Raw genomic sequence first — 23,774 nt, 5'->3', positions numbered from 1 at the left:
CCGGCCGCTTCCCACCGGATAGAAAAAGGGCCTGGCCTCCGCAAGGGAAGCCAGGCCCGAACGACCCTCCGCCGGGGCGGTGCGCTTCAGCTCAGAGGAAGAAGTCCCAGGCGGTCAGCGCTTTGCTGTTCTCGACGACGATCAGCATGTCGCGCTGGTTGTCGCCGTTCAGGTCGATCTCGACCCAGGCATGGCCGCCCATGGCGATGGAGCGGAGCTGGCCCTCGGCCTCGCCGGCCGCGGCCGCCTTGAACTCGGTGACGAAGCGGAAGGCCTGGTCGCCCTCGGCCTGGCCGGCATCGATGGCGCTGAGGTCGATCTTGTCCGACTTGTCGTAGGTCGCGCTGCGCGCCAGGTCGAACTGCACCAGATGGTCGGCCGTGGCCTCGGTGTTGCCGCTGTCGCCGATCGCACGATAGACAAAGCGGTCCATAACGCTGTCATTGCCAGCATAGAGCCGGTCGGCGCCGGCGCCGCCCTCCAGCACGTTGCGGCCGGTGGTGCCGCGGATGACATTGGCCAGCGCGTTGCCGCTGCCGTCGAGGTCGCCGGTGCCGGTCAGGGTCAGGTTCTCCACCGCGCCCCCCGCCAGGCTGAAGGAGACGCTGCTATAGACCAGGTCGGTGCCGCCATTGGCGAGCTCGATCACCCGGTCGCCGGTATTGTCGACATAATAGACGTCGTTGCCGAGGCCACCGATCATGGTGTCGGCGCCGAGCCCGCCATCGATCCGGTTGGACCCGCCATTGCCGGTCAGCACATTGGCCACGTCGCTGCCGGTGGCCCAGAGGTTGCCGGTGCCGGTCAGGGTGAGGTTCTCGACCTCGGTGCCGGCCAGGCTGGTGCTGAAGCGGGTGACGATCAGGTCGATGCCGCCATCGGCGAGCTCGATCACCCGGTCGCCGGCATTGTCGACGTAATAGGTGTCGTCGCCGGAGCCGCCCTGCATCGCGTCGGCGCCGAGGCCGCCATCCAGCACATTGGCGCCGGCATTGCCGACCAGCACGTCGTCGAAGCGGCTGCCGATCAGGTTCTCGACCGAGACATAGCTGTCGCCGGCCGCCTCGCCGGTGTTGCGCGTGGCATCGGCCAGGTCGGCGCGCAGCCCGGCCGCGGCCTCGGCATAGCTGACCGTGTCGCTGCCGCTGCCACCGTCGAAGCGGTCGAGGCCGATGCCGCCCATCAGCACGTCGTCGCCGCCGGCGCCGAAGAGCTGGTTGCTGCCGGCGCCGCCGCGCAGGGTGTTGCTGGCGGAATCGCCGGTGAGCTGGTCGTCGAAGGCCGAGCCCGTGATGTTCTCGACCGCCGTGTAGGTGTCGCCCCTGGCCTCGCCGGTATTGCGCGCCGCATTGCCCAGATCGGCGACGACGCCGGCCGCGGCGCGGGCGTAGCTGGCGGTGTCGATGCCGTCAGCGCCCACCAGCCGGTCGGCGCCCAGCCCGCCTTCCAGGATGTCGTCGCCGCCGCGGCCGTTCAGCACGTCGTCGCCGGCATTGCCGACCAGGATATTGGCGGCATGGTCGCCGTTCAGCCGGTCGCCGAAGCGGGAGCCGACCAGGCCCTCGATCGAGGTGAAGCGGTCGCCGCGGGCCTCGCCGGTGCTGCTGCCGGTGTTGATCAGATCCACCGTCAGGCCGGCGGTCGCCCGCTGGTAGGAGGCTAGGTCGGTGCCGGCGCCGCCATCCAGCCGGTCGCCGCCGGCGCCGCCGCTCAGGATATCGTCGCCGGTGCCACCAGCCAGGTCGTCCGCGCCGACGCCGCCGAAGATGGTGTCCGCCGCCGCGCCGCCGCGGACGATGCCGCCGCGCGGGTCGGCGACGGTCACCACCTGCGCCCGTCCGCCGGCCAGGGTGACGACGCGCTGGCCCTCGACCACCACGCTGCCCGCTGCCGGGGTGCCGATGTCGAGCAGCAGCGGCTCGGCGCCGTCGCCGGCCAGGATGGTCAAGGTGCCGGTGTCGGACTGCGCGATCATGGCGTCGTCGAAGGCCAGGCGGGTGACCGTGGCCGCGGTGACGTCGATCTTCTCGATGCCGCTGAGGCGGATGGTCTCCGGCCCGTAGGTGATCTTGCCGGAGACCACCATGGTGTCGGTGCCGGCGCCGCCAAGGATCGGGGTGCCGCCCGCCAGGGAGGCGCGGCCGACGGCGATGGTGTCCGACCCATCGGTGCCCATGACGACCGGGTGGCCGCTGCCGCCGGAGATGGCGCGGCCCACGCCCACCGTCTCGAAGGCAAAGTTGGCAGCGGTCAGGCTGGACAGCCGGACATTCTGCAGGATCACCTCGCCGTCGGAGCCGAACTCGACGATGGTATGCGCGCCGGACTGGATCAGGGTGAGCTCGGCGAAGCTCTTCACCGCATAGCCGCGCAGCACCAGCACGTCGCCGCCAGCGCCGGCGGTGAAGTCGGTGATGGTGTCGGTGCTCTCGCCATAGCCCCGCCAGACGCGGTCGGCGCCGGAGCCGGTGGTGATGGTGTCCGACCCCTTGCCGCCGTAGATCCGGTCGGCGCCGGAGCCGCCGTTCAGGGTGTCGTTGCCGTCCTCGCCATACAGGGTGTCGTTGCCGGAATCGCCATAGAGGATGTCGTTGTCGACGCCGCCATAGATCGTGTCGTGGCCGGCCCCGCCATAGAGAGTGTCGTTGCCCTCGTCGCCATAGAGGGTGTCGCCGCCCTTGCCGCCGCGCAGCACGTCGTGGCCACCCAGGCCCTTCAGATAGGCGCCATTGTCGGAGCCCTGCACGGCGTCGCGCTGCGGCCCGCCGATCATGCGGTCGAAGCGGACGTCGTTGGCCTCGATGGTCGAATGCGGGTGGATCGGCGGCGAGCCAGGCGAGACCGCCTTCCAGGTGTCCTCGCTGACGCCGTGGTCGAGCACCATCTCCCGCACGATGATGGTGTTGCGGCTGTCCGGACTGCCGTGGAAGTTGACGTCGCGGTTGGTGAAGGTCACCTCGACGGTGTTGTAGTGCTCGGCATGCGAGGCCGAGGTGATCACGCCATGCCGCGTGTTCATCGTCGTCACGTCGGTGAAGGTGTTGGCGAAGGCCTCGCGGAAATAGAAGCTGTAGCCGTCGCCGCCATCCTTGTTGTAGGCGCCATCGATCAGGATATGGCTGCCAGACATGTTGAAGGTGGTGTGGAACTTCACCGAGACCGAATGCGATTCCAGCACACTGACGTCGCTGAAATTCGAATCCCTGACGTTGCGGAACTCGATGGTCGGGACGCTGAGCCAGGCGTCGCTGACATTGGCGAAAAGGTCGGGGTCGGAGCCAGGGCCGTCGGTGCGGACGGTGAAGCCCGAGACGCTCAGCCCGGCCAGCATCGGATTGCTCGAGACCGTGGTCTTGCCGGCGGCGAAGGCATAGGGCAGCGGGTGGGACAGCGTCAGCGTGTTGCCGTCGATCGCGGTGATCCTGACCAGCGCCTCGCGCAGGTTGTTGTCCGGCCCATAGGCATCGGGGCCGAGCAGCGCCGCCCATTCCAGGTCGCCGGTCTGCGCCAGATAGGCGTCGTCATTCGGCTGGCCGACATAGATGACGTCGCCGACCTTGAGGTCGCCGATCGCGCTCAGGGTGATGCTGGTCGCGTCCAGCTGGCTGTCGGCCACCAGGCTGCCGACCTCGCTGCGGCCGCCTCTGGCATAGGCCAGGATGGCGCTGTCGGCATTGGCGTCGGTGATGGTCGAATGGATGATGGTGGCGCCGCTGCCGGCGCCGCGCAGCGTGACATTGTCGTTGGTGATGGCGATCCGCGCATCCCAGTAGTAGTCGCCGGCGGCGAGCTCGATCGTCACGCCAGGGCCGGCGGCGTCGAGCAGGGCCTGCACTGCCTGGGCGCTGGTGCCGGCCGCCACGTGGTAGACCGTCGGGTCCTCGCCCGCGAACAGGAAGTCGCCGGCGGTGAGCTGGCTGGCCTGCACGCCCTTCAGGGTGACGCTGCCGCCGGGCAGGGCGATGGTGACGCCCTGGCTGCCGTCGGTCAGCGTCAGGTCCTGCAGCGAATGGACCGAGCCGAAGGCGCGCAGGTCGAGCCTCTCCATGGCGCTGGCCACGTCGAAATCGGTGATGGTGGCGCTTCCGCCCGGCTTGATGACGAAGGTGTCGGCATCGGCGCCGCCGGTCGCGGTGTCCTTGCCGGCGCCGATGACCAGCGTGTCATAGCCCGCGCCGCCATCGATCTGGTTGGTGCCCGACCCACCGTCCAGGTGGTCGTTGCCGTCCTGGCCGGCGAGCTGGTCGTTGCCGCCCTGGCCGAGCAGGCGGTCATGGCCTTCGCCGCCCAGCAGCCGGTCGGCGCCGCTGCCGCCGGTGATGGTGTCGGCGCCGCTGCCGCCCTGGACATGGCCCTTCACGCCATCGGCGATGGCGACCTCCTGCCCCTGGTAGTTGCGCAGGCTGACCAGGCCGGTGCCGTTCAGCAGCACGGTGCCGGCGCCCTGCACCTGGGCGGTGTCCAGCGTCATCGCATTGCCGCCGTGCTGGATCTCCAGCACCTTGCCCGCCGCCTGCGACACGGCATGCGCGTCCAGGCTGACGCTCAGGCTCTCGGTGGCCCGGGTGAAATCCAGCACCTCGACGGATTCGAGGCCTGCCAGCCGGTCCATGCCGACCGAGGCGGCGGCGGCCGTGAAGATCATGGTGTCGCGGCCGTCGCCGCCGTCGATCCGGTCGTCGGCGCCAAGGCGATAGGCGCTGCCGTCGACCATGAAGACGTCGTCGCCGGCGCCGCCGGTGAAGCTGTCCGCCCCGGCGGTCAGGCTGAACTTCTGCGTCACCGGGCCGCCGGCCAGCAGGAAGTCGCCGGCGCCGAGCTGGCTGCGGCTGACGCCCTGCAGGACGAGGCTGGTCTCCGGCAGGCCGATGACGACACCGCCATCCTGGTCGGTCAGGCTCAGCTTGCCGAAGGTGGTGATGCCGGTGAAGGCGCGCAGGTCGATCAGCTCGGCCAGGGAGGCCGCGTTGAAGTCGGTGATGGTAACGCGGCCGCCGGCGCGCAGGACGAAGCGGTCGTCGCCGGCGCCGCCCGTGGCGACGCTGTCGCCCGGGCCGCCCAGCAGCAGCGTGTCGTCGCCATCGCCGCCGTTCAGCACGTTGCGGCCGCCGCGGCCATCGAGGATGTCGTCGCCCGCCCCGCCGGCCAGCGTGTCGTTGCCGCTGCCGCCGGTGATCTGGTCGGCCGCGCTGCCGCCCAGGACCTGGCCGTCGACGCCATCCTTGATGGTGACCGCCTGGCCGGCATAGTTGCGCAGCGTCGCGAGGCCGGTGCCGTTCAGCAGCACGGTGCCGGCGCCCTGCACCGCGGAGGCGTCCAGCAGCAGGGCATTGCCGGCGTATTGCACCTCCAGCAGCCGGCCGTCGGCCTGGGCGACGGCCTGGGCGTCGAGGCTGAGGCCGATGCCGTCGGTGGCGCGGGTGAAGTCCAGCACCTCGACCGAATTGACCCCGGTGAGCCGGGCATAGCCGACGGAAGCGGCGGTCGCGGTGAAGCTCAGCGTGTCGCGGCCGGCGCCGCCGTCCAGCCGGTCCTCCGGCGCCAGGCGGGTGACGCTGCCATTGACCAGGAAGAGGTCGTCGGCCGCACCGCCCGTGAAGTCGTCGATGCCGGTGGTGAGCGCGAACTGCATCGGCGGCACGCCGCCGGCGAAGATGAAGTTCTTCGCGGCCAGCTGGGCGCCGCCGATCCCCTGCAGGAACAGGCTGGTGCCGGGCAGGGCGATGGCGACACCGCCGTCGCGGTCGGTGAGCGCGAGCTGGGCGAAGCTGGAAATGCCCGGGAAGGCGCGCAGGTCGATGACCTCGGTGGCCGAGGCATAGTCGAAATCGGCGATGGTGACCTGGCCGCCGGCGCGCAGGACGAAATGGTCGCCGCCGGCGCCGCCCGTGGCGACGCTGTCGCCCGCCCCGCCCAGCAGCAGCGTGTCGTCGCCATCGCCGCCATTCAGCACGTTGCGGCCGCCGCGGCCATCGAGGATGTCGTCGCCCGCCCCGCCGGCCAGCGTGTCGTTGCCGCTGCCGCCGGTGATCTGGTCGGCCGCGCTGCCGCCCAGGACCTGGCCGTCGACGCCATCCTTGATGGTGACCGCCTGGCCGGCATAGTTGCGCAGCGTCGCGAGGCCGGTGCCGTTCAGCAGCACGGTGCCGGCGCCCTGCACCGCGGAGGCGTCCAGCAGCAGGGCATTGCCGGCATATTGCACCTCCAGCACCCGGCCGTCGGCCTGGGCGACGGCCTGGGCGTCGAGGCTGAGGCCGATGCCGTCGGTGGCGCGGGTGAAGTCCAGCACCTCGACCGAGCTCACGCCGGCCAGCCGGGCGAAGCCCACCGAGGCGGCGGTCGCGGTGAAGCTCAGCGTGTCGCGGCCGGCGCCGCCGTCCAGCCGGTCCTCCGGCGCCAGGCGGGTGACGCTGCCATTGACCAGGAAGAGGTCGTCGGCCGCACCGCCGGTGAAGTCGTCGATGCCGGTGGTGAGCGCGAACTGCATCGGCGGCGTGCCGCCGGCGAAGATGAAGTCCTTCTCCGTCAGCTGGGCGCTGCTGACGCCCTGCAGGAACAGGCTGGTGCCAGGCAGGGTGACGGCGACGCCGCCGTCGCGATCCGCGAGGCCGAGCTGCGCGAAGCGGCTGATGGTCGTGAAGGCGCGCAGGTCGATGACCTCGGTGGCCGAGGCCTGGTCGAAATCGGCAATGGTGACGCGGCCGCCGACGCGCAGGACGAAGCGGTCGTCGCCGGCGCCGCCCGTGGCGAGGCTGTCGCCCGCCCCGCCCAGCAGCAGCGTGTCGGCGCCGTCGCCGCCGTTCAGCACGTTGCTGCCGCCGCGGCCGTCGAGAATGTCGTCGCCGGCGCCACCCTGCAGCAGGTCGTCGCCGCTGCCGCCGGTGATGCTGTCGGCGCCGCTGCCGCCGGTGACCCGGCCGGCGACGCCATCCTTGACCGTGACCGCCTGGCCGCTGGCCGAGTTCAGCGTCACCAGCCCGGTGCCATTCAGCAGCACGGTGCCGGCGCCGGCCACGGCCGACGTGTTCAGCTGCACCGCATTGGCGGCGTAGCGCAGCTCCAGGACGCCCTGCGCCGCCTGCGACACGGCCTGCGCATCCAGCGAGAGCGCGATGCTGGTGGTGCCGGCGGTCATGTCCAGCGCTTCGATCGAGGTGACGCCGGTCAGCCGGGTCGCCGAGAGCGACAGGGTGGTGGTCGTGAAGCGCAGCGTGTCGAAGCCTGCCCCGCCATCGATCCGGTCGGTCTCCGCCAGCCGGGTCACGCTGCCGTTCACCAGGAAGACGTCATCCTCCGCGCTGCCCGTCAGGGTGTCGTCGGCGGTGGTGAGGGAGAAGCTGGCCATGGATCGCTTTCAGCAGGGGCGGGAATGGCGGGCAGCGGGTGGCAGGCAGGGGCCACAAGCAGCTGCCAAGTTCGAGTTGAAAGAAAATTTCAATATTCTTGGACGGCGGCTGACCGTCCAAATGACCGATGCGCCGGCTGGGACCGGTTTCTCGCCTTGGGCAGTTGAACCGTGGAGCACGAGGATGACATTTGAGCGAGGATTGTTGACGAATCCCTAAGCGGCGCTGCGATGACCGCTGCGCCGGCGATGCGGGACGCATGAAGCCTTCCGGGTAGGAGGAGAGGCGGTCGCACTCATCAACTGCCGCGCGACCCGGCCTGCAATCATGCGGCAGTCATGGGCCTTGCTTGTCAGAATTATGCCATCCGGCCTATGCTTGACGCCGCCTCATGAAGAACGGAATCGTCGTTGCTGGGGCCTGGAGAAGCAGCGGGACGGCTCCGATTTTTATTTGCCGGGTTTTTTATTTGCCGGACGCGATACGCAGGAAGATCGAGATGGACGACAAGCGACTGCCGCCGACATTCAAGATCAGCGACATCGTTGCTGAGTTCAGCTCGGTGGCCATTGTCGGCAATTCCCCCCGCCTGATGGAGAACAGCCATGGCGCGGCGATCGACAGCCATGACCTGATCATCCGCGTCAATGACGGGCGCATCCAGGGCTTCGAGCAGCATACGGGGCAACGGACGACGCTGCGCTACATCGGCGTGCCGCTGAAGGAACGCTACCAGGCCTTCTTTCGCGGCTTCGCCGAGGACAGCCTGATCTTCACCCGCGCGGAGAACCGGCTGATCCTGCAGGAGCTCGGCTGCCACACCCCGGCGCGCTACATCCGGCAGCACAGTCAGGTGCCGCTGGCCGCCTTCGGCAAGCTGGCCGGGCTGATCGAGATCGGCAGCTTCCCGGAACGCCCGCCGCGCAGCGGCATCGTGCTGCTGTCGCTTCTGGTCGATGCCATGCAGGCGGGCAAGAAGGTCTCGATCTTCGGCATGGAGACCGAGGCGCGCAGCAGCGGCGCCGAGCATTTCTACGCCGACGGCAGGAAGTTCGCAGGCTCCACCGCGACCTGGGAGAACTACCATTGCCCGATGGAGCGGGAGTTCGAAACGCTGAAGGCGCTCGCCGCCCAGTCGCTGATCACCATCAACTGAGGATTGGCGAGCATGCAGGACCTGTCCGAGCTCAAGCTCGCCGGCAATGTCGTCTTCGGACAGGACGGCCATCTGTTCCTGGCCTCCGACCGGCACTTCACCATGGATGTGCTGACCGGGCAGAAGAAGACGACCGAGCGCAGCCTCCGCAACTTCAAGGAAAACCTGAACCGGCGCGAGGTCCTGTCGCGCCGGGCGGGCGCCCGCTACCTGCATCTCGTGGCGCCGGACAAGCACGTGGCCCTGCGGCAGCATTTCCCCCTGTCGGACTTCGTCGTGCTGGGCGAGCAGTACCGGGACCACGCCACCCCGAACTTCCTCTACCCCGTCGAGGAGCTGCGCGCGGTGGGCGGCGGCTACAGCCGCACCGACACGCATTGGAACGTGCGCGGGCAGATCGCCATCGCCGGCCTGCTGGCGCGCAGCTTCGAGCTGGAGCCGGCCGAGGTCGCCGCGGCCGAGGCGGTGCTGCAGCGGCAGATCCGGCCGGGCACGAGGCCGACGGCGGGCGATCTGGGCGTCAAGCTGACGCCGCCGCAGACCGAGCTGATGGAAAGCTACCGCGTCCCCTGGAAGATCCACAGCTTCTCGAACGAGATGCAGTCGGGCAATGACGGGCGGATCCGCATCACCTTCAGCGAGAGCCCGCATGCCAGGGGCCGGCTGCTGATCTTCGGCGATTCCTTCATTGCCCAGACGCAGAACGCCCTGACCGCCTTCTTCAAGGAGATCGTCTTCTGCCGCACGCGCTTCTTCCATCATGAGATGGTGGTGGCGACGCGGCCCGACTATGTGCTGTCGGAGAATGTCGAGCGCTATCTCTTCGCCGTCGGCACCGATGCCGAGGCGCCGCCGATGCTGCTGATGGCGCAGCTCAGCGGGCATCAGGTCAGCTTCACCGAGCAGAACCTGGCCGCCTTCGGCGCGATCATGGCGCCGCGCAGCCGGCACTACAAAGACTTCGTCGGCAAGCTCTATGGCGCGGAGGCCGTGGCGGAGCCGGCCTGACCGGCGCTACCCGCTCACCCAGACCCGCATCCGCCGCGCCGCGCCTTCCGCAGGAAGGGGGGCGGCCGGCGCCTCTCCTGCCCCGAACCGCGCCAGCGCCTGCTGGAAGGCGATCGGCGTGGCGCCGAGGTCCAGCACCGGCAGCGGCCAGGCGGTCTCGCCCGGCGCGGACAGCGCCAGAGCGGCCGGCGCCACCCGCGGCCAGCCCTCGAGCTGTCCGGGATGCGGCGGCGTCGCGCTGCAGAACAGGCAGGACATCCCGCGCGCGGCGGCATAGGCCAGCGCCTGCTGCGCCAGGCTGCCCTCCAGCCGGTCGGCCAGCAGCAGCAGGCCGGCGGTGCCCTCGGGCGGGGCGAGCTCGCTGTCCGGCAGGGCGATGGCGTGGAACAGCACCGGCGAGGCGGCGATGTTGCGCAGCGCCGGCGGCAGTGGCCCGCGCCGGCCGCGCAGGTCCCAGAGCAGCCAGGTCTGCGGCGCGGCAAACGGATCGGCGAAGGCCATGCGGCGATGCGCCACCTCGCGATAGAGCAGGTCGTAGTCGCGGGCCATGGCGCGGATGTTGCGCGCGCCCGCCGCCTCGCTGGCCTGCCAGGCGCGTAGCTCTGCCAGCCGCCGGTCGACGCCGGTGACATCGCGCGCGGCGGAAAGGATCGCGTCCAGCAGCGCGGCCGGCTCGCGCGTCTCGAACAGCCAGCCGCCGCCCTGGGCGCGGATGCGCTCGCCCACCGCGCCGAGATCGAGGGCGAAGACCGGCAGCCCCGCCGCCCAGAGTTCCGTCAGCGTATGGCAATAGGTCTCGGGCCAGATCGACAGCACCGCGCCGAACTGCACGTCCAGCGTCTCGACGCGGTCCAGGAATTCGTCGCGGGCGTAGCGGCCGTGCAGCACCAGGCCGGGCGCCTCGCGCATCGCGCCGGCATCGCCCAGGATGTGGAACGCAACGCGCTGTCCCTGGTCGAGCGCCACCATGGCCTCGATCAGCTTCGCACCTTTGGCGGCCGAGATGTTCCCCGGCACCAGGATCCGCACCACGCCATCGGACGGCGCGGTCGCGCGGGGCGCCGGCGCCAGGAAGCTGTCGAAGCTGCGGCCATGCGCCACGACGCGGAAGTCGCGCCCGGCGAGCTCCGGATAGGAGGCGGTGATCACCCCGCGCGCATGGGCCGAAGTGGTGACGAAGGCGTCGCAGGCCGCCAGCGCCGGCCGGAGCATCTCGCGCCAGCGGTGGACGAAATTGTTGCGCAGCGGCGGCACCTGCTCGGCCGGCCAGAGCTCGGCGCGGCATTCGGCCTCGCCCTGGGTGCAGATGCCGCCGCAATGGCGCATCTCGCCATCCAGCAGCTTGATGGTCGGGCAGGTGACGTAGAAGTCGTGCAGCGACAGCACCACGGGGATGCCCAGCGCCCGCGCCACCTCCGGCAGGCCGAGGCCGTGCCAGGCCAGGTGGCGGATATGCAGGAGCTCGATGGCGTGCAGCAGCAGCCATTCGGCGATGATGGCGTCGTACTGCTCGCTGCGGTGGACCGCCATCTGGATCGGCGCGTCCAGGCTGCGCTGCTCGACCGGCAGCAGGGCGCCCTCGACCAGCCGCTGCAGGGTCAGCTGCTGGCCGTTGCAGACCAGCAGCCAGGGCTCGTAGCGATCCTCGAGGCCCCGCATCAGGTCCATGTTGGTCTGCGGCGTGCCGCCGGATTCCGTCGAGATGACGAAAAGCACCCGCGGCCGCGGCGGCGTCGCGCCCTGGAAGGCGCGACGCACCCGCCAGCGCATCGCCAGCTGCCGTGGGTCCTTCTGGAAGACGCCGATCAGCGGCTTGTATTCGGGGAAGCGCGCGTCGAGCCGGGCGCGGCCCTCGCGCAGCAGATTGGCCCGCGCCGCGCCGAAGCTCGCCGATTGCCGGTGCTGCACATAGGTGCGGTCGTCGACCACATGCTGCCAGCCGGCGCGCAGCGCCCGCATGCAGAGGTCGTTCTCCTCGCCATAGCCGCGCGGAAAGGCCTCGATGTCGAGCACCCCGACGGCGTCCAGCGCGTCCCGCCGCAGGTACAGGCAGAAACCGTGGCCGGTCGGCACTTCCGGATAGGCGGCGCGCGAGGCCTGGGTCACCAGCCGGCCGACATCGCCGGTCGACAGCCCGCGCGGCAGGGCATTGCCGCCGCCCAGCCGCGGCGCCGAGAAGGCGCCCGCATTGTCCGAGAGCGGCGAGGCGCTGGCGGTGCGCGGGCTGGCATAGGCGGCCGCCGTCAGCCCCTCCAGCCAGCGCGGCGGCAGCAGCGTGTCGGAATTCAGCAGCACCACGTCGCGTGTGCCGGCGGCCGCGATGCCGCGGTTGCAGGTGCCGGTGAAGCCGAGATTCGTCTCGTTGCGCAGCACCCGGATGTTGCGGCGGCCCTCATAGGCAGAAAGCACCTCGGCCACGCGTGGATCGGGGCTGGCATCGTCGATGAGAAGCAGCTCGGCCTCGCCGCCGGTCTCGGCGACCATGGTTTTCAGGCAGGCGGCCAGGTCGTCGGGCGCGTTGTAGATGGGGATGACGATGGCGACCTGCGGCCGGTGGGTCGCCAGGCTGCGCCAGGGTCCCTCGGCGCGGCCGCGTGTCGCCGGCAGCGGCGGCAGCTCCAGCGGCTCGCCGGGCAGCAGGGAACCTTCGCCGGCAATGCGGGCGGTGACGGTCAGCGGCCCGCCGTCGCGCGGCTGGTTGGCGATCGGAAAGACGAAGCCGCCCTGGCCGCTGGTGGTGCCGCGGTCCTGCAGGTCCTTGCGGTGCCGCGCGGCGGGGATGGTGTCGTAGATCACCCCGTCCAGCAGGATCTCGACGGCGGGCACGGCCCAGCGCGGCTCGCGGAAGGCGGCCCAGCCGCGCACGGCGCCCTCGTGATAGGTCTCCAGGCGCCCGAGCGAGACCGGGGAGAAATTCGCCTCCTTCTCGGCGACCTGCTTGCCGGAGCTTTCCAGCACCACGCGCCGCGTGGCGCCGGGCTTGAAGGGTTGCGCCTCGGCGACCGCCCGGGCGAGCGCCACGGCGGTGACGGAGAAGCCGTGCGGCCGGTCGGGGCGCGGCTGGCCGCCGGTCAGGTCCGGGCGGGTGATGGTCAGGGTGAGGGGCAGGCGGGTGCCGTCCGGCAGCAGCACCGCCGCCTCGCCGGTGCCGTGCCAAAGCGCCGGGTCGATCAGCCAGCCGGAAATGCCGGCCTGGCTCGCCATCTCCAGCGCGCCCTGGGGAGCGAAGGCGGTCCAGCGATCGGCGGTGACCGCGGCCTCGCCCTCGACGGTCAGGCTGAGCGGCGCGGCGGGCGGCTGGTCATGGCCCCAGGCGAAATCCTCGCGGAAGGCCAGGAAGCGGGGGCCATCCTCCTTGTCGGGCAGGTCGCGGCGGGGGAACCAGTGACGGATCTCGAAAGTGTCGCCGCCGGCCTGCAGCAGGATGCGAGCCGGCCAGTCGCGGTCGCGCGGCACCGCCAGCCAGCCCGAGATCATCAGGAAGCCGCTGCCGAAAGCCATGCTGTCGATGGCCGCCTTGAAGGCCATGCCGCGTCCCCGCATCCGGTCCGTCGAATCTCGGCCGCCGGGCAGGGCGGCCATCGCCGCCCGGCCGGCCCTTGGGGGCCGCCCGGGCGAGGTCAGCCTGCCTCAGGGACGGCCGATCGAGGAATAGTCGAAGCCGGCGTCGCGCATCGCCTCCGGGTCCCAGACATTGCGCAGGTCGCAAATGACCTTGCCGGCCATGGCACCCTTGATCTTCTCGGCCGAGAGGGCGCGGAACTCGTTCCACTCGGTGATCAGCACCAGGGCGTCGGCGCCGCGGGCGGCGTCCAGCGCGTTCTCCGCCCAATGCACCGAGGCGGGCAGCGACTGCTTCGCATGGCTCGGCTGCGGGTCATAGGCGCGGATGGTGGCGCCCGCCGCGGCCAGGGCCGGCAGGATGACCAGCGACGGCGCGTCGCGCATGTCGTCGGTCTCCGGCTTGAAGGTCACGCCCAGCACCGCGATGGTCTTGCCGGTGACGCTGCCGCCGCAGGCGGCGATGACGCGCTCGGCCATCTGCGCCTTGCGGGCCTCGTTGGCGGCGATGGTCTGCTCGACGATGGTCGCCGGCGCGCCGAGCTCCTGCGCGGTGCGGGCCAGGGCCAGCGTGTCCTTCGGGAAGCAGGAACCGCCATAGCCGGGACCCGCATGCAGGAACTTGCGGCCGATGCGGCCATCGAGGCCCATGCCGCGGGCCACGTCATGCACGTTGGCGCCGGCCTTCTCGCAGAGGTCGGCCATCTGGTTGATGAAGGTGATCTTCACCGCCAGGAAGGCGTTCGCCGCATACTTGATCAGCTCGGCGGTCTCGATGGCGGTGGCCAGGACCGGCGTCTCGATCAGGTAGAGCGGACGGTAGAGCTTCTTCAGCACAGCCAGGGCGCGATCGGAATCGACGCCGACGACGACGCGGTCCGGCCGCATGAAGTCGCCGATCGCATTGCCCTCGCGCAGGAATTCCGGATTCGAGGCGACCTCGATCTGCAGGTCCGGCCGCGCCTTGCGGACGATCTCCTTGACCTTGCGGCCGGTGCCGACCGGGACGGTCGACTTGGTGACGAGCACCAGCGGACCCTCGGCGGCCATCGCCACCTGCTCGGCGGCGGCGAAGACATAGGACAGATCGGCATGGCCATCACCGCGGCGGGTGGGGGTGCCCACCGCCAGGAAGACGGCCTCGGCGCCGCGGACGGCTTCCTTCAGGTCGGTGGTGAAGGTCAGCCGGCCGTCGGCCACGTTCTCGGACACCAGCTTGTCGAGGCCGGGCTCGTAGATGGGGATGCGGCCCTCGCGCAGCGCCTCGATCTTGCTGATCTCGGTGTCGACCACGCAGACATCGGTGCCGAACTCGGCGAAGCAGGCTCCGGAGACGAGGCCGACATAGCCGGCACCGATCATGGCAATCTTCACGAGGCAGCTCCAGGCAGGCTCTTGGGATGGGGAACGCTGTTCGGCTCGTCGGCCAGGCGCAGCAGATGCTGGCCATAGGCGGTCTTGGCGAAGAGGCGGCCGCGGGCGCGCAGCTGCTCGACGTCGATGAAGCCGTTCAGGAAGGCGATCTCTTCCAGGCAGGCGATGGGCAGGCCCTGACGCTGCTGGATGGCGCGGACGAATTCGCCGGCGTCGAGCAGCGAGTCATGCGTCCCCGTGTCGAGCCAGGCATAGCCGCGGCCGAGCTGCTCCACCCGCAGCGTGCCGGCCTGGAGATAGGCCAGGTTGACGTCGGTGATCTCCAGCTCGCCGCGCGGCGAGGGCTTCACCTGGGCCGCGATGTCGACGACGCTGTTGTCGTAGAAATAGAGGCCGGTCACCGCCCAGCTGGAGCGCGGCTCGGCCGGCTTTTCGACGATGGACAGCGCGCGGCCCTCGGCGTCGAACTCGACCACGCCATAGCGTTGCGGATCCTCGACATGATAGGCGAAGACGGTCGCACCTTCGGGACGCGCGCGCGCCGCCTGCATGATGTCGGAGAGGTTGGCGCCGTAGAAGATGTTGTCGCCCAGCACCAGGGCCACCGAATCATCGCCGATGAAGTCGCGGCCGATCAGGAAGGCCTGGGCCAGGCCCTCGGGCTTGGGCTGCTCGGCATAGACGAAGGTGATGCCGTACTGGCTGCCGTCGCCCAGCAGCTTCTGGTACATCGGCATGAATTCGGGCGAGGTGATGATCAGGATCTCGCGGATGCCCGCCAGCATCAGCACCGAGATCGGATAATAGACCATCGGCTTGTCATAGACCGGCAGCAGCTGCTTGTTCACCGCCAAGGTCGCGGGATGCAGCCGGGTGCCGGAGCCGCCGGCCAGAACAATGCCCTTCATCGAATGGTTTCCTGCAGCGGGGGGCCAATCAGCGTGGTCAAGGTCTCGTCGAGCCGCGCGCGCCAGTCGCCGGCGGGAATGCCGTGCACCGCCTGCAGATGGCTGCAGTCGAGCCGGCCATCGGCCGGACGGACGGCGCGGGTCGGGTAGTCGGCGGTGGCGATCGCCTTGAGGGTCGGCACCTTGTGGCCGCGGGCGGCGGCGCCGGCGAAGATCGCCTCGGCGAAGCCGTGCCACGTGGTGTGCGGCGCGCCGGTCAGGTGGAACAGGCCGAAGCGCGGATCGCCGGCCTGGGCCTGCACCAGGTGCGGCGCCATGACGCGGACGGCTTCCGCCAGGTCAGCGGCGAAGGTCGGCGCGCCATACTGGTCGGCGACAACACCGACCTCGTCACGCGTGGAAGCCAGCCGCAGCATGGTCTTCACAAAATTATTGCCGTCGGCCGAGCAGACCCAGGCGGTGCGCAGGATGACGCTGCGCGGATTGGCGGCCATGACGGCGCGCTCGCCCTGCAGCTTGGACAGGCCATAGACGCCCTGCGGCCCGGGCGCGTCGGTCTCGCGATAGGGCGCGCCGCCCAGGCCCGAGAAGACGTAATCCGTCGAGTAATGCACGAAGGGGGCGCCGACCGCCGCCGCTTCGGCGGCCAGCCAGGCCGCGCCGTCCCGGTTGACCGCGAAGGCCAGCGCCGTGTCGTCCTCGGCCTTGTCCACCGCCGTATAGGCGGCGGCGTTGATCACCAGCTCGGGCCGGGCGGCGGCGACGGCTGCGGCCAGGCTCTCCCGCGAGGTCAGGTCGAGTTCCGGCGGCTCCAGCGCGGTGATCTCGTGGCCCTCCGGCTCGAGCGCGCGCAGCAAAGCGCAGGCGACCTGGCCGACCCGGCCGGCGATCAGGATGCGCATCAGCTGGCGGCCTTGGCGGGGAGAAGACCCAGGCGCTCGCCGCTATAGACGCGCTCGCGCAGCGGCTGCCACCACCAGTCGTTCTCGAGATACCAGGCAATGGTCTTCTCGAGGCCGGTCGCGAAGGTCTCGGACGGCTCCCAGCCGAGCTCGGCCTTCAGCTTGCTGGCATCGATGGCATAGCGCGCATCATGGCCGGGGCGGTCGGTGACGAAGCTGATCAGCCGGCGGCGCGGGCCGGCGGCATCGGGGCGCAGCCGGTCGAGCGTGTCGCAGATGGCTTCCACCACCTCGATGTTCCGCCGCTCGGAATTGCCGCCGACATTGTAGGTCTGGCCCGGCTTGCCCCGCTGCAGCACGGCGATCAGCGCGGTGACATGGTCGTCGACGAAAAGCCAGTCGCGGACATTCTCGCCCTTGCCGTAGACCGGCAGCGGCTTGCCCTCGAGGGCGTTGAGGATGGTCAGCGGGATCAGCTTCTCGGGGAAATGGAACGGCCCGTAATTGTTCGAGCAGTTGGTCATCAGCGTCGGCAGGCCATAGGTCTCGTGCCAGGCGGCGACCAGGTGGTCCGAGCCCGCCTTGGTCGCCGAATAGGGCGAGCGCGGGGAATAGGGAGTGGTCTCGGTGAAATAGCCCGTCGCGCCGAGCGAGCCGAAGACCTCGTCCGTTGAGATATGCAGGAAGCGGAAGTTTTCCTTCGCGGCGCCCTCGAGGCCCAGCCAATAGGCGCGGGCGGCTTCCAGCAGGACGAAGGTGCCGACCAGGTTGGTCTGCACGAAGGGCGCAGCGCCGGCGATCGAGCGGTCGACATGGCTCTCGGCCGCCAGATGCATCACCGCATCGGGGCGGAAATCGGCCATGGCCTTGGCCATCGCCTCGGCGTCCGCGATGTCGGCCTGCAGGAAGCCGAAGCCCGGCTTGCCTTCGCAGTCCCGTAAGGAGCGGCGCTCGCCGGCATAGGTCAGCTTGTCGACCACCAGCACCGCCTCGGCGACCTGATCGAGGACGAGGCGCCGGACCAGGGCCGAGCCGATGAAACCGGCGCCGCCGGTGACCAGGATGCGCATCAGGGGCGTCCTCTGCAGAATGCTGACGTCAGAAGTAGTCGGGGAGGTCGCGCAGCCTGGGCTGGCGGGAATCCTTGTCGGAGAGCACCGGGCCGCCGGCAGGCAGGGTCCAGCGGATGCCGACATCCGGGTCGTCCCAGGCGAGGCCCTTGTCGCTGGCCGGCGCATAATAGCCGCTGACCTTGTAGGCGACGGCGCAATCCGGTTCGAGCGTGCAGAAGCCATGCGCGAAGCCGACCGGGACATAGAGCTGGTTGCCGGCCTCGGCCGAGAGCTCGACCGCGACATACTGGCCGTAGGTGGGCGAGGCGCGGCGCAGGTCGACGGCGACGTCGAGCACCCGGCCCGAGAGGACGCGGACCAGCTTAGCCTGCGGCTCCGGCTGCGACTGGAAATGCAGCCCGCGCAGCGTGCCGGCTGGCTGGGAGATGGAGAAATTGTCCTGCACGAACTCGGTCGTCAGGCCGCAGGCGGCGAAGTCGCGCGCGCTGTAGGTCTCGGAGAAGGCGCCGCGGGCATCGCCGAAGCGCCGTGTCTCGACAAGGATCGGCCCGTCCATCGTGAAGCTGGCCAGGGTGAAATTGCGCGAACTGCGCACCTCACGCAGTTCCCCCTGCTGGATGGCCGCCAGGGCACGATCGGGCAAAGCGGTCGACATGAAAGGGCCCTTAACCTGGATTGCTGCAATGCACCATGGTGAGACGCTGCAAATCAATTGCCTAGCATATGATTTTCACGCGCACGACCCGGCGGGCGGGCCGAAAGAATGGACTTTCAATTAAGCATTGAGTTCTCGGTAGGATTTACCCCGGCGCGCCGCGATTGGCAAAGCCCTCTGGCCTTTCTTGAAAACAGCCTCACGAAGCCGCGAGTTCGCCTCTTTGGTTTGCATCCGATGCAAAGCCGTGGCGCCCGGCCACGCCTGCGCTTACTGTTGCGCCATGGAGACGAGACAGGATCAGGGGCGCTTCACGCGCGAGGCGCAGGCGCGGGGGGTGCGGATCACCGTGCATCCCGCGCGGCCGGCGCTGTCCTTCCTGGCAGCGGCCTGGCTGCTGGGGCTGCTCTTCGGCCTGCCGGCCCTGGCGGTGCTGATCGATCCCGCGCGGCACGAGCCGGTCGGGCTGGCCGCGGCGCTGGCCGGGCTGGCGGTGGTGGCAGTGGCAGCGTTCGCTCTGCGCCGGGCGCGGCAGGGGCGCGGGCCGCGGCCGCTGCTGCTGGATGCCTCCGGCCTGACCCTGCCGGAGCGGCACCTGCCATGGTCGGAGCTGCGCAGCCTGACCCTGCGCCAGCCCGAGCCGGGCCGCCAGGCCGCCGCGGCGCCCGGGCTGCATGCGCTGGCCGCCCGCATCGCCGCCCGCCAGCACGCCGCCGAGACCGCGCTGCTGGCCGAGACGGCGGGGGAGGGCACCCCCCTGCTGGTCGCCGGCGGCCTCGGCCCCGAGGTCGCCGCCGCGCTGCGCGACGCGGTGCTGGCCGCACGTCCTGATCAATAGGGCAGCACGCGCTCCATGATCTGCTGGCCCCAGCGCGGCCGCTGCAGGTCGCTGGAGACGCCGCGGCCGCCATAGGCGATGCGGGCCTCGGCAATCTTTTCCGAGGCGATGCGGTTGTTGGGGCGGATATCCTCCGGCCGGATCAGCCCGCGCAGCTGCAGCTCGCGCAGCTCGTTGTTGACGCGGATCTCCTGCGAGCCGGCGATCTCCAGATTGCCGCTGGGCAGCACGCGGATGACGGTCGCCGCCAGCTGCAGCCGGATCTTCTCGTTGCGGCGGATCTTGCCGGTGCCGTCGGCGGTGCTGTCGCCGCCCAGGCTCACCGCCGGCGCCGTCTGCCCGCCGAAGATGCGGCCGAAGATGCCCTGCAGCCCGAAAAGGAAGGGCATGTTCAAGGTCTGCTCGGCCTTGTGCTCCAGCTCGGTCTTGTTGTCGAACTGGGCGCTGTCGTCGATCTCGATCTCGACCGTCAGCAGGTCGCCGACGGTGCGGGCGCGCTGGTCGCGGAAGAAGCTGCGCGAGCCCGCGCGCCAGAGCGAGCCCGGCAGGGTCGGCCCGGTGCCGGCCAGGCGCGGCCGGTTGGAGACCTCGATCGGCGTGTCGCCCTCGGCGATCGGCGGGATGGCCTCGATGGCGCCGGGGGCCGAGATCGGCGGCGGGCGTCCGATATGGCCGAAGCTGTCGCAGCCGGCGAGGCCAAGGGCGGCCAGCGCCAGCAGGGCGGTGCGGCGGGTCATGGCGCGCGTACCTCGGCGGTGCCATCGGCCACCACGAGCGCGCGGATGGTGCGGCCGCTGCGCGGGTTGTGCACCCGGATCATCTCGCCCAGCGCGCCGGATTCCATGGCCCGCCCCTCCATCTCCAGGGTGACGCCGGCGCGCTTCCAGAAGACGCGGATCATCTGGGTGGAACGGATGGCGGAAGGCTCGCCGACATCGCGCTCGGTCAGCGCCGCGCTGCCGCGCACCCGGCGCTTGACCTCGAGCCCGACCAGGTTGCGCTCGGCCTCGATCAGCCCGGGCATCGGCCGGCGCGGGGCCATGGCCTCGACATCCTGGCTGGCGATGATGTCGCCGGGCGCGAGCTGCCGGGTCGCATGCCAGACCTCCCGCGCCGCCACGGGGGCCGCCGACAGCAGCAGCGCGGCGACGAGGGGAGGAAGCCAGAGGGACATGGGCCGCCTCACCGCACGTTGTTGGTGGTCTGCAGCATCTGGTCGGTCGCCTCGATGACCTTGGAGTTCATCTCGTAGGCGCGCTGGGCGGCGATCAGCTGGGTGATCTCCTGCACCACGTTCACGTTGGAGGCCTCGAGATAGTACTGGCGGATCTTGCCGTAGCCGGGATCGGTCGGCAGGCCCTGGTTCGGCTGGCCGGAAGCCTCGGTCTCCAGGAACTTGTTGCCGCCGATCGCCTCGAGCCCGGCCTCGTTGGGGAAGGTGAAGAGCTCCAGCCGGCCGACATTCTGCTGCTGGCCATTGGCCTGGGTGACCAGCACCTCGCCGGCCTGGTTGATGGTGACGTCGCGCACCTCGACGGGGATGTTGATCGCCGGCTGCACCGGATAGCCGTCGCTGGTGACGATCTGGCCCTGGTTCGACAGCTTGAAGGTGCCGTCGCGGGTATAGGCGACGGTGCCGTCCGGCAGGTTGATGCCGAAATAGCCGCGGCCCTCCAGCGCCACGTCGTAGACATTGCCGGTCTCCTGCAGCGTGCCCTGCAGGGTGATGCGGTTGATCGCCGAGCTGCGCACGCCCAGGCCCACCTGCGTGCCCACCGGCAGCAGCGTCCCCGCCTCGGAGGAGGAGGAGCCGACGCGTTCCGAGCTCTGGTAGAGCAGGTCCTGGAACTCCGCCTTGCGCCGGGTGTAGGCGGTGGTGGAGACATTGGCGATGTTGTGGGCGATGACCTCGACATTGGTCTGCTGGGCCTGCATGCCGGTGGCCGCGATGTTCATGGCGCGCATGGTTTTTCGCTTTCCTTGGCCGGCGCCGGCGGTGCCGCTGGCCTTGCGTCACGGGAGAGGAAGGGGAGGGACGGTCAGTTCGGCCGGCCCAGCATCTCGATCATCCGCCGCATCCGCTGGTCGTCATCGGCGATGAAGCGCTGCATGGTCTCATAGGCGCGCTGCACCAGGGTCAGGTTGGCGAGTTCCTGCACCGGCTGGATGGTCGAGGCCTCGAGCGCGCCCTGCACCAGCCGCGTCCGCGTCCCCGGCTGGGTCGGGTCGATCGGCTGCAGCTGGTTGGCGGGGATGTCCATCAGCCCGTCGCCGGCCTTGCGCACGCCGCGCATGTCGCCGGCGGTGAACAGGCCGATGCGGCCGACCTGCTCCACCCGCCCCTCGACGGTGGCCAGCACGTTGCCGTCGGCGCGCACCTCGATGCTGGTGGCGCGCTCGGGCAGCAGGATGCGGGCGCCGCCCTCGCCGGAGATGGCGCGGCCGCTGCTGTCGACCAGTGCGCCCTCAGCGCTCATCTTGAAGCGGCCGTCGCGGCTGTAGCCGCGGCCGGCATTGCCCGGCCGTTCGACCGCGAAGAAGCCCTCGCCGTCGATCGCCATGTCGAGCGGATTGCCAGTGGCCCCGATCTCGCCCTGGCGGGTGTCGATATAGGTGGCGCGGTCCTGCACGAAGGCGATCTCGCGTCCCGGCACGGCCAGCCGGTTCACATGGCTCTGGAACAGCGTGCGGTCGCCGCGATAGCCGGTGCTGGTGGCATTGGCCAGGTTGTTGGCCACCACCTCCATCTGCTGCCGCAGCGCGAGCTGGCCGGAGAGGCTGACGACGCTCGGACTGTCCATGCTCAGTTCCTCCCTGGTGTCGCGGGCGCGGCGGGCGGCGCGGGCAGCACCTGCTCGATCTGCCGGCTGCGGCTGATCGCCTGGCGGGCCGCGGCGACGCCGCGCGGCGGCGCCGGCGCGGTGTTGTCGGACAGCCGCAGCAGGGCGGCGGCACTGCCCTCGGGCGCCAGCAGCTCGCCGGGCAGGGCGACGCGCGGGCGGGCGAGCGCCGCGGCGCTGGCCAGCCGCGCCGTCGCCTCGGAGCGGGTCGGCGGGTCGAGCGAGCTCTCCCGCAGCAGCTCGGCATAGGCGGTCGCCGCCTCGCCCCAGGCCTGGCCCTGGAACAGCAGCGCCGCGCGCGCCTGGCGGTCAGCCAGCTCGTCGAGTCCGGCCAGCGCCTGCGCTCCTTCCAGCGGCTTGCCCAGCCGCGACAAGGCGAGCGCCGCGATGCGCTTCGCCGGATCGGATGCCGGCAGCGGCTGCAGCAACGCCAGGGCGCGCAGCGGGTCGCCTTGCTCGGCCAGCGCCTCGGCCCGGGCCTGCAGCAGCGCGCCGTCGGGCTGGGCGATGGTGGCGGCGGCCAGTTGCCGGCTGGCCTCCAGCGCCGCGTCGGGCAGGCCCTGGTCCAGCATCAGCCGCGCAGCCCCCAGCCGGATGTCGTCGCCGCGCTCGCCCGGCGTCGCATAGCCTTCATACTGCCAGTAGAGCGCCAGACGCTCGCCGGCCGGCGGCAGGGTCAGGCCGCGCGCATCGACCAGCAGCAGCCGCAGCGCCTGCGCCGCCAGCCGCGCCGCACGGCTTTCCATGGTGGGCCGCGCCGAGGCCTGGCTGGCCTCGTCGGCGACGCGCAGCGCGGCGCCCAGGTCGCCGCGCTCCAGCAGGCGCTGGGCATAGAGGATGGCAGATTCCTCGCCCAGCGGGTCGTGCCGGTAGGTGCGGGCGAAGTCGATCAGCGCCTGCTCGGCGCGCTGGCCCTCGGCGTCCTGGCGCATCAGGTTCAGCGCCGCCAGGCGCGCCCGGGCGTAAAGCGCGGCGACGCTGCGGCCGCGCGCGGCGCGCTCCAGATACATCATCTCGTCGGCGCGGTTGCCCTCCAGCCGGGCCTGGCGTGACAGCAGCCAGTTGCGCACCACCTGCTGGTCGGGACGCAGATCCGTCATGGTGCGCACCGTGGCCACCAGCACGCGCAAGGTCTCGACATCCTCCTCCACCGCGTCCGACAGGACATGGGCGAAGGCGATGCGCAGATCGGGGGGCACGTCGCGCAGCAGGGCGCGGATCTGCGGCGCGTGGCGCGCCAGGGCCGGCGCGTCGCCGGTCAGCGCCGCGGCCAGGCCGCGCCACAGCGGCAGGTCGGGGCGCGCGCAATCGGCGGCCTCGGCCAGCAGGACGGAGCCCGGGTCGATGCGCTGGCGGCCCAGGATCCGGGCGATGTCGCGGGCGCGTTCCAGCCGCGCGCGAAGCTCCGGCGGCGCGCTTTCGGCGACCGGGGCGGAGAGCACGTCCAGCGCCTCCCGCGGCATCTCGTGGATGGCGTAGAACTCGGCCATCGACGCCATCTCGGCCAGGCCCTGGTCGGACAGCGCCAGGCCAGCCCGGCGCGCCACCAGCTCCTCCAGATAGGGCTGCCGCCCGGCCCAGTCGCGGAAGCTGAAGGGCGGCGCCAGGCAGGGCGGCTTCGGCGCCGCCTCGGAACTCGGCCCGAAGCGCGGATTGGGCAGCGGCTGGCCCGGCGCGGCCGCCGGCGGCGTGGCGCCGCCGGGTCCAGCGGCGCCCGGGGTTGCGCCGGAGGGGCTGGTGCCGGAGGGGCTGGTGCCGCCCTGGCCGGGCGGCCGCGGCGCCGGCGCCGCGTTCAGCAGGTTCAGCTTGCCCAGGATGCTCTCGCGCAGGCCGGTGAGGTCCTCGGCGGCCGGCGGCGGCTCGGCCTGGCCGCGGCGTCCGCGCGGGGATGCCGCGGGCGCGGCGGCCTGGGCCTCGCGCGGCTGGTCGCGCCCGGCGGGCGCCTGGCGCCGCGGGGTGCGGCGCAGGTCGACATAGAGCAGCCCGCCGGTGCTGCCGAGCTCGGCGGCGCAATCGGCGCAGCTCGGCTGCAGCACCAGCACGGTCTCCTCGCCCTCCTGGCGGAGCTCGGCAGCACCGGCGGGCTGCTCTATGTCGACCTGCGCCGCACCCC

14 protein-coding genes and 1 pseudogene are annotated in these 23,774 nt (G+C 70.9%); 3 read left to right on the top strand and 12 right to left on the bottom strand.

The window, feature by feature from the left end; translation table 11 throughout:
• Nucleotides 1–91 precede the first annotated feature (91 nt).
• Nucleotides 92–7,345 (bottom strand): M10 family metallopeptidase C-terminal domain-containing protein, encoded by a 7,254-nt coding sequence (locus BKE38_RS33620; protein ID WP_076957377.1) that lies wholly within the window; start codon nt 7,343–7,345, stop codon nt 92–94.
• Between the two features lie 500 nt (nt 7,346–7,845).
• On the opposite strand from BKE38_RS33620, the gene BKE38_RS11060 reads away from it, so the two are divergent.
• Nucleotides 7,846–8,502: a glycosyltransferase family 29 protein gene (locus tag BKE38_RS11060; protein WP_076957376.1), complete on the top strand. Its 657-nt coding sequence runs from the start codon at nt 7,846–7,848 to the stop codon at nt 8,500–8,502.
• A gap of 12 nt (nt 8,503–8,514) precedes the next feature.
• Nucleotides 8,515–9,510, top strand: a complete 996-nt coding sequence (locus BKE38_RS11055; protein ID WP_076957375.1) for an alginate O-acetyltransferase AlgX-related protein — start codon at nt 8,515–8,517, stop codon at nt 9,508–9,510.
• A gap of 6 nt (nt 9,511–9,516) precedes the next feature.
• Here BKE38_RS11055 and BKE38_RS11050 read toward each other — a convergent pair whose 3' ends face one another.
• From BKE38_RS11050 to rfbC, 6 genes are all read right to left on the bottom strand, one after another.
• Nucleotides 9,517–13,038 carry a glycosyltransferase gene (locus BKE38_RS11050; protein ID WP_076957374.1) on the bottom strand — a complete coding sequence of 1,174 codons (3,522 nt, stop codon included), beginning with the start codon at nt 13,036–13,038 and terminating at the stop codon, nt 9,517–9,519.
• 102 nt (nt 13,039–13,140) lie between these two features.
• Nucleotides 13,141–14,445, bottom strand: a complete 1,305-nt coding sequence (locus BKE38_RS11045; protein WP_076957373.1) for a UDP-glucose dehydrogenase family protein — start codon at nt 14,443–14,445, stop codon at nt 13,141–13,143.
• The gene (gene rfbA, locus BKE38_RS11040; RefSeq protein WP_076957372.1) at nt 14,442–15,353 is read right to left on the bottom strand and encodes a glucose-1-phosphate thymidylyltransferase RfbA; all 912 of its coding nucleotides are present in this window, start codon (nt 15,351–15,353) and stop codon (nt 14,442–14,444) included. The genes BKE38_RS11045 and rfbA overlap by 4 nt, the downstream gene beginning before the upstream one ends.
• Complete coding sequence (gene rfbD, locus BKE38_RS11035; RefSeq protein WP_076957371.1) at nt 15,350–16,255, bottom strand: dTDP-4-dehydrorhamnose reductase; 906 nt, start codon at nt 16,253–16,255, stop codon at nt 15,350–15,352. The genes rfbA and rfbD overlap by 4 nt, the downstream gene beginning before the upstream one ends.
• Nucleotides 16,255–17,325 carry a dTDP-glucose 4,6-dehydratase gene (rfbB, locus tag BKE38_RS11030; protein WP_076957370.1) on the bottom strand — a complete coding sequence of 357 codons (1,071 nt, stop codon included), beginning with the start codon at nt 17,323–17,325 and terminating at the stop codon, nt 16,255–16,257. Before rfbB ends, rfbD begins: the two co-directional genes overlap by 1 nt.
• A 28-nt stretch (nt 17,326–17,353) precedes the next feature.
• Nucleotides 17,354–17,983: a dTDP-4-dehydrorhamnose 3,5-epimerase gene (gene rfbC, locus BKE38_RS11025; RefSeq protein ID WP_242662315.1), complete on the bottom strand. Its 630-nt coding sequence runs from the start codon at nt 17,981–17,983 to the stop codon at nt 17,354–17,356.
• A gap of 283 nt (nt 17,984–18,266) precedes the next feature.
• Between rfbC and BKE38_RS11020 the strand changes: the two genes are divergently transcribed.
• Entirely contained in the window at nt 18,267–18,821 is a 555-nt protein-coding gene (locus BKE38_RS11020; protein ID WP_131829563.1) for a hypothetical protein, read from the top strand.
• Here the strand turns inward: BKE38_RS11020 and BKE38_RS11015 are convergent.
• The 5 genes and pseudogenes from BKE38_RS11015 to BKE38_RS31960 form a co-directional block, all read right to left on the bottom strand.
• Nucleotides 18,815–19,558: a flagellar basal body L-ring protein FlgH gene (locus tag BKE38_RS11015; protein ID WP_076957368.1), complete on the bottom strand. Its 744-nt coding sequence runs from the start codon at nt 19,556–19,558 to the stop codon at nt 18,815–18,817. The two genes, BKE38_RS11020 and BKE38_RS11015, sit on opposite strands and share 7 nt — an antisense overlap.
• Nucleotides 19,555–19,995 (bottom strand): flagellar basal body P-ring formation chaperone FlgA, encoded by a 441-nt coding sequence (flgA, locus tag BKE38_RS11010; RefSeq protein ID WP_076957367.1) that lies wholly within the window; start codon nt 19,993–19,995, stop codon nt 19,555–19,557. The genes BKE38_RS11015 and flgA overlap by 4 nt, the downstream gene beginning before the upstream one ends.
• A gap of 8 nt (nt 19,996–20,003) precedes the next feature.
• Nucleotides 20,004–20,786 (bottom strand): flagellar basal-body rod protein FlgG, encoded by a 783-nt coding sequence (gene flgG, locus BKE38_RS11005; RefSeq protein WP_076957366.1) that lies wholly within the window; start codon nt 20,784–20,786, stop codon nt 20,004–20,006.
• Between the two features lie 74 nt (nt 20,787–20,860).
• The gene (locus BKE38_RS11000) at nt 20,861–21,622 is read right to left on the bottom strand and encodes a flagellar hook basal-body protein (protein WP_076957365.1); all 762 of its coding nucleotides are present in this window, start codon (nt 21,620–21,622) and stop codon (nt 20,861–20,863) included.
• A 2-nt stretch (nt 21,623–21,624) separates the two neighbouring features.
• Nucleotides 21,625–23,774, bottom strand: a pseudogene (locus BKE38_RS31960) (hypothetical protein); the annotation flags it as partial.

This window comes from Teichococcus deserti, from assembly GCF_001982615.1.
GTDB classification, from domain to species: Bacteria; Pseudomonadota; Alphaproteobacteria; order Acetobacterales; family Acetobacteraceae; genus Pseudoroseomonas; species Pseudoroseomonas deserti.
Note: the sequence above shows the minus strand (reverse complement) of the source record. Positions and strands in the feature narration are given on the sequence as shown.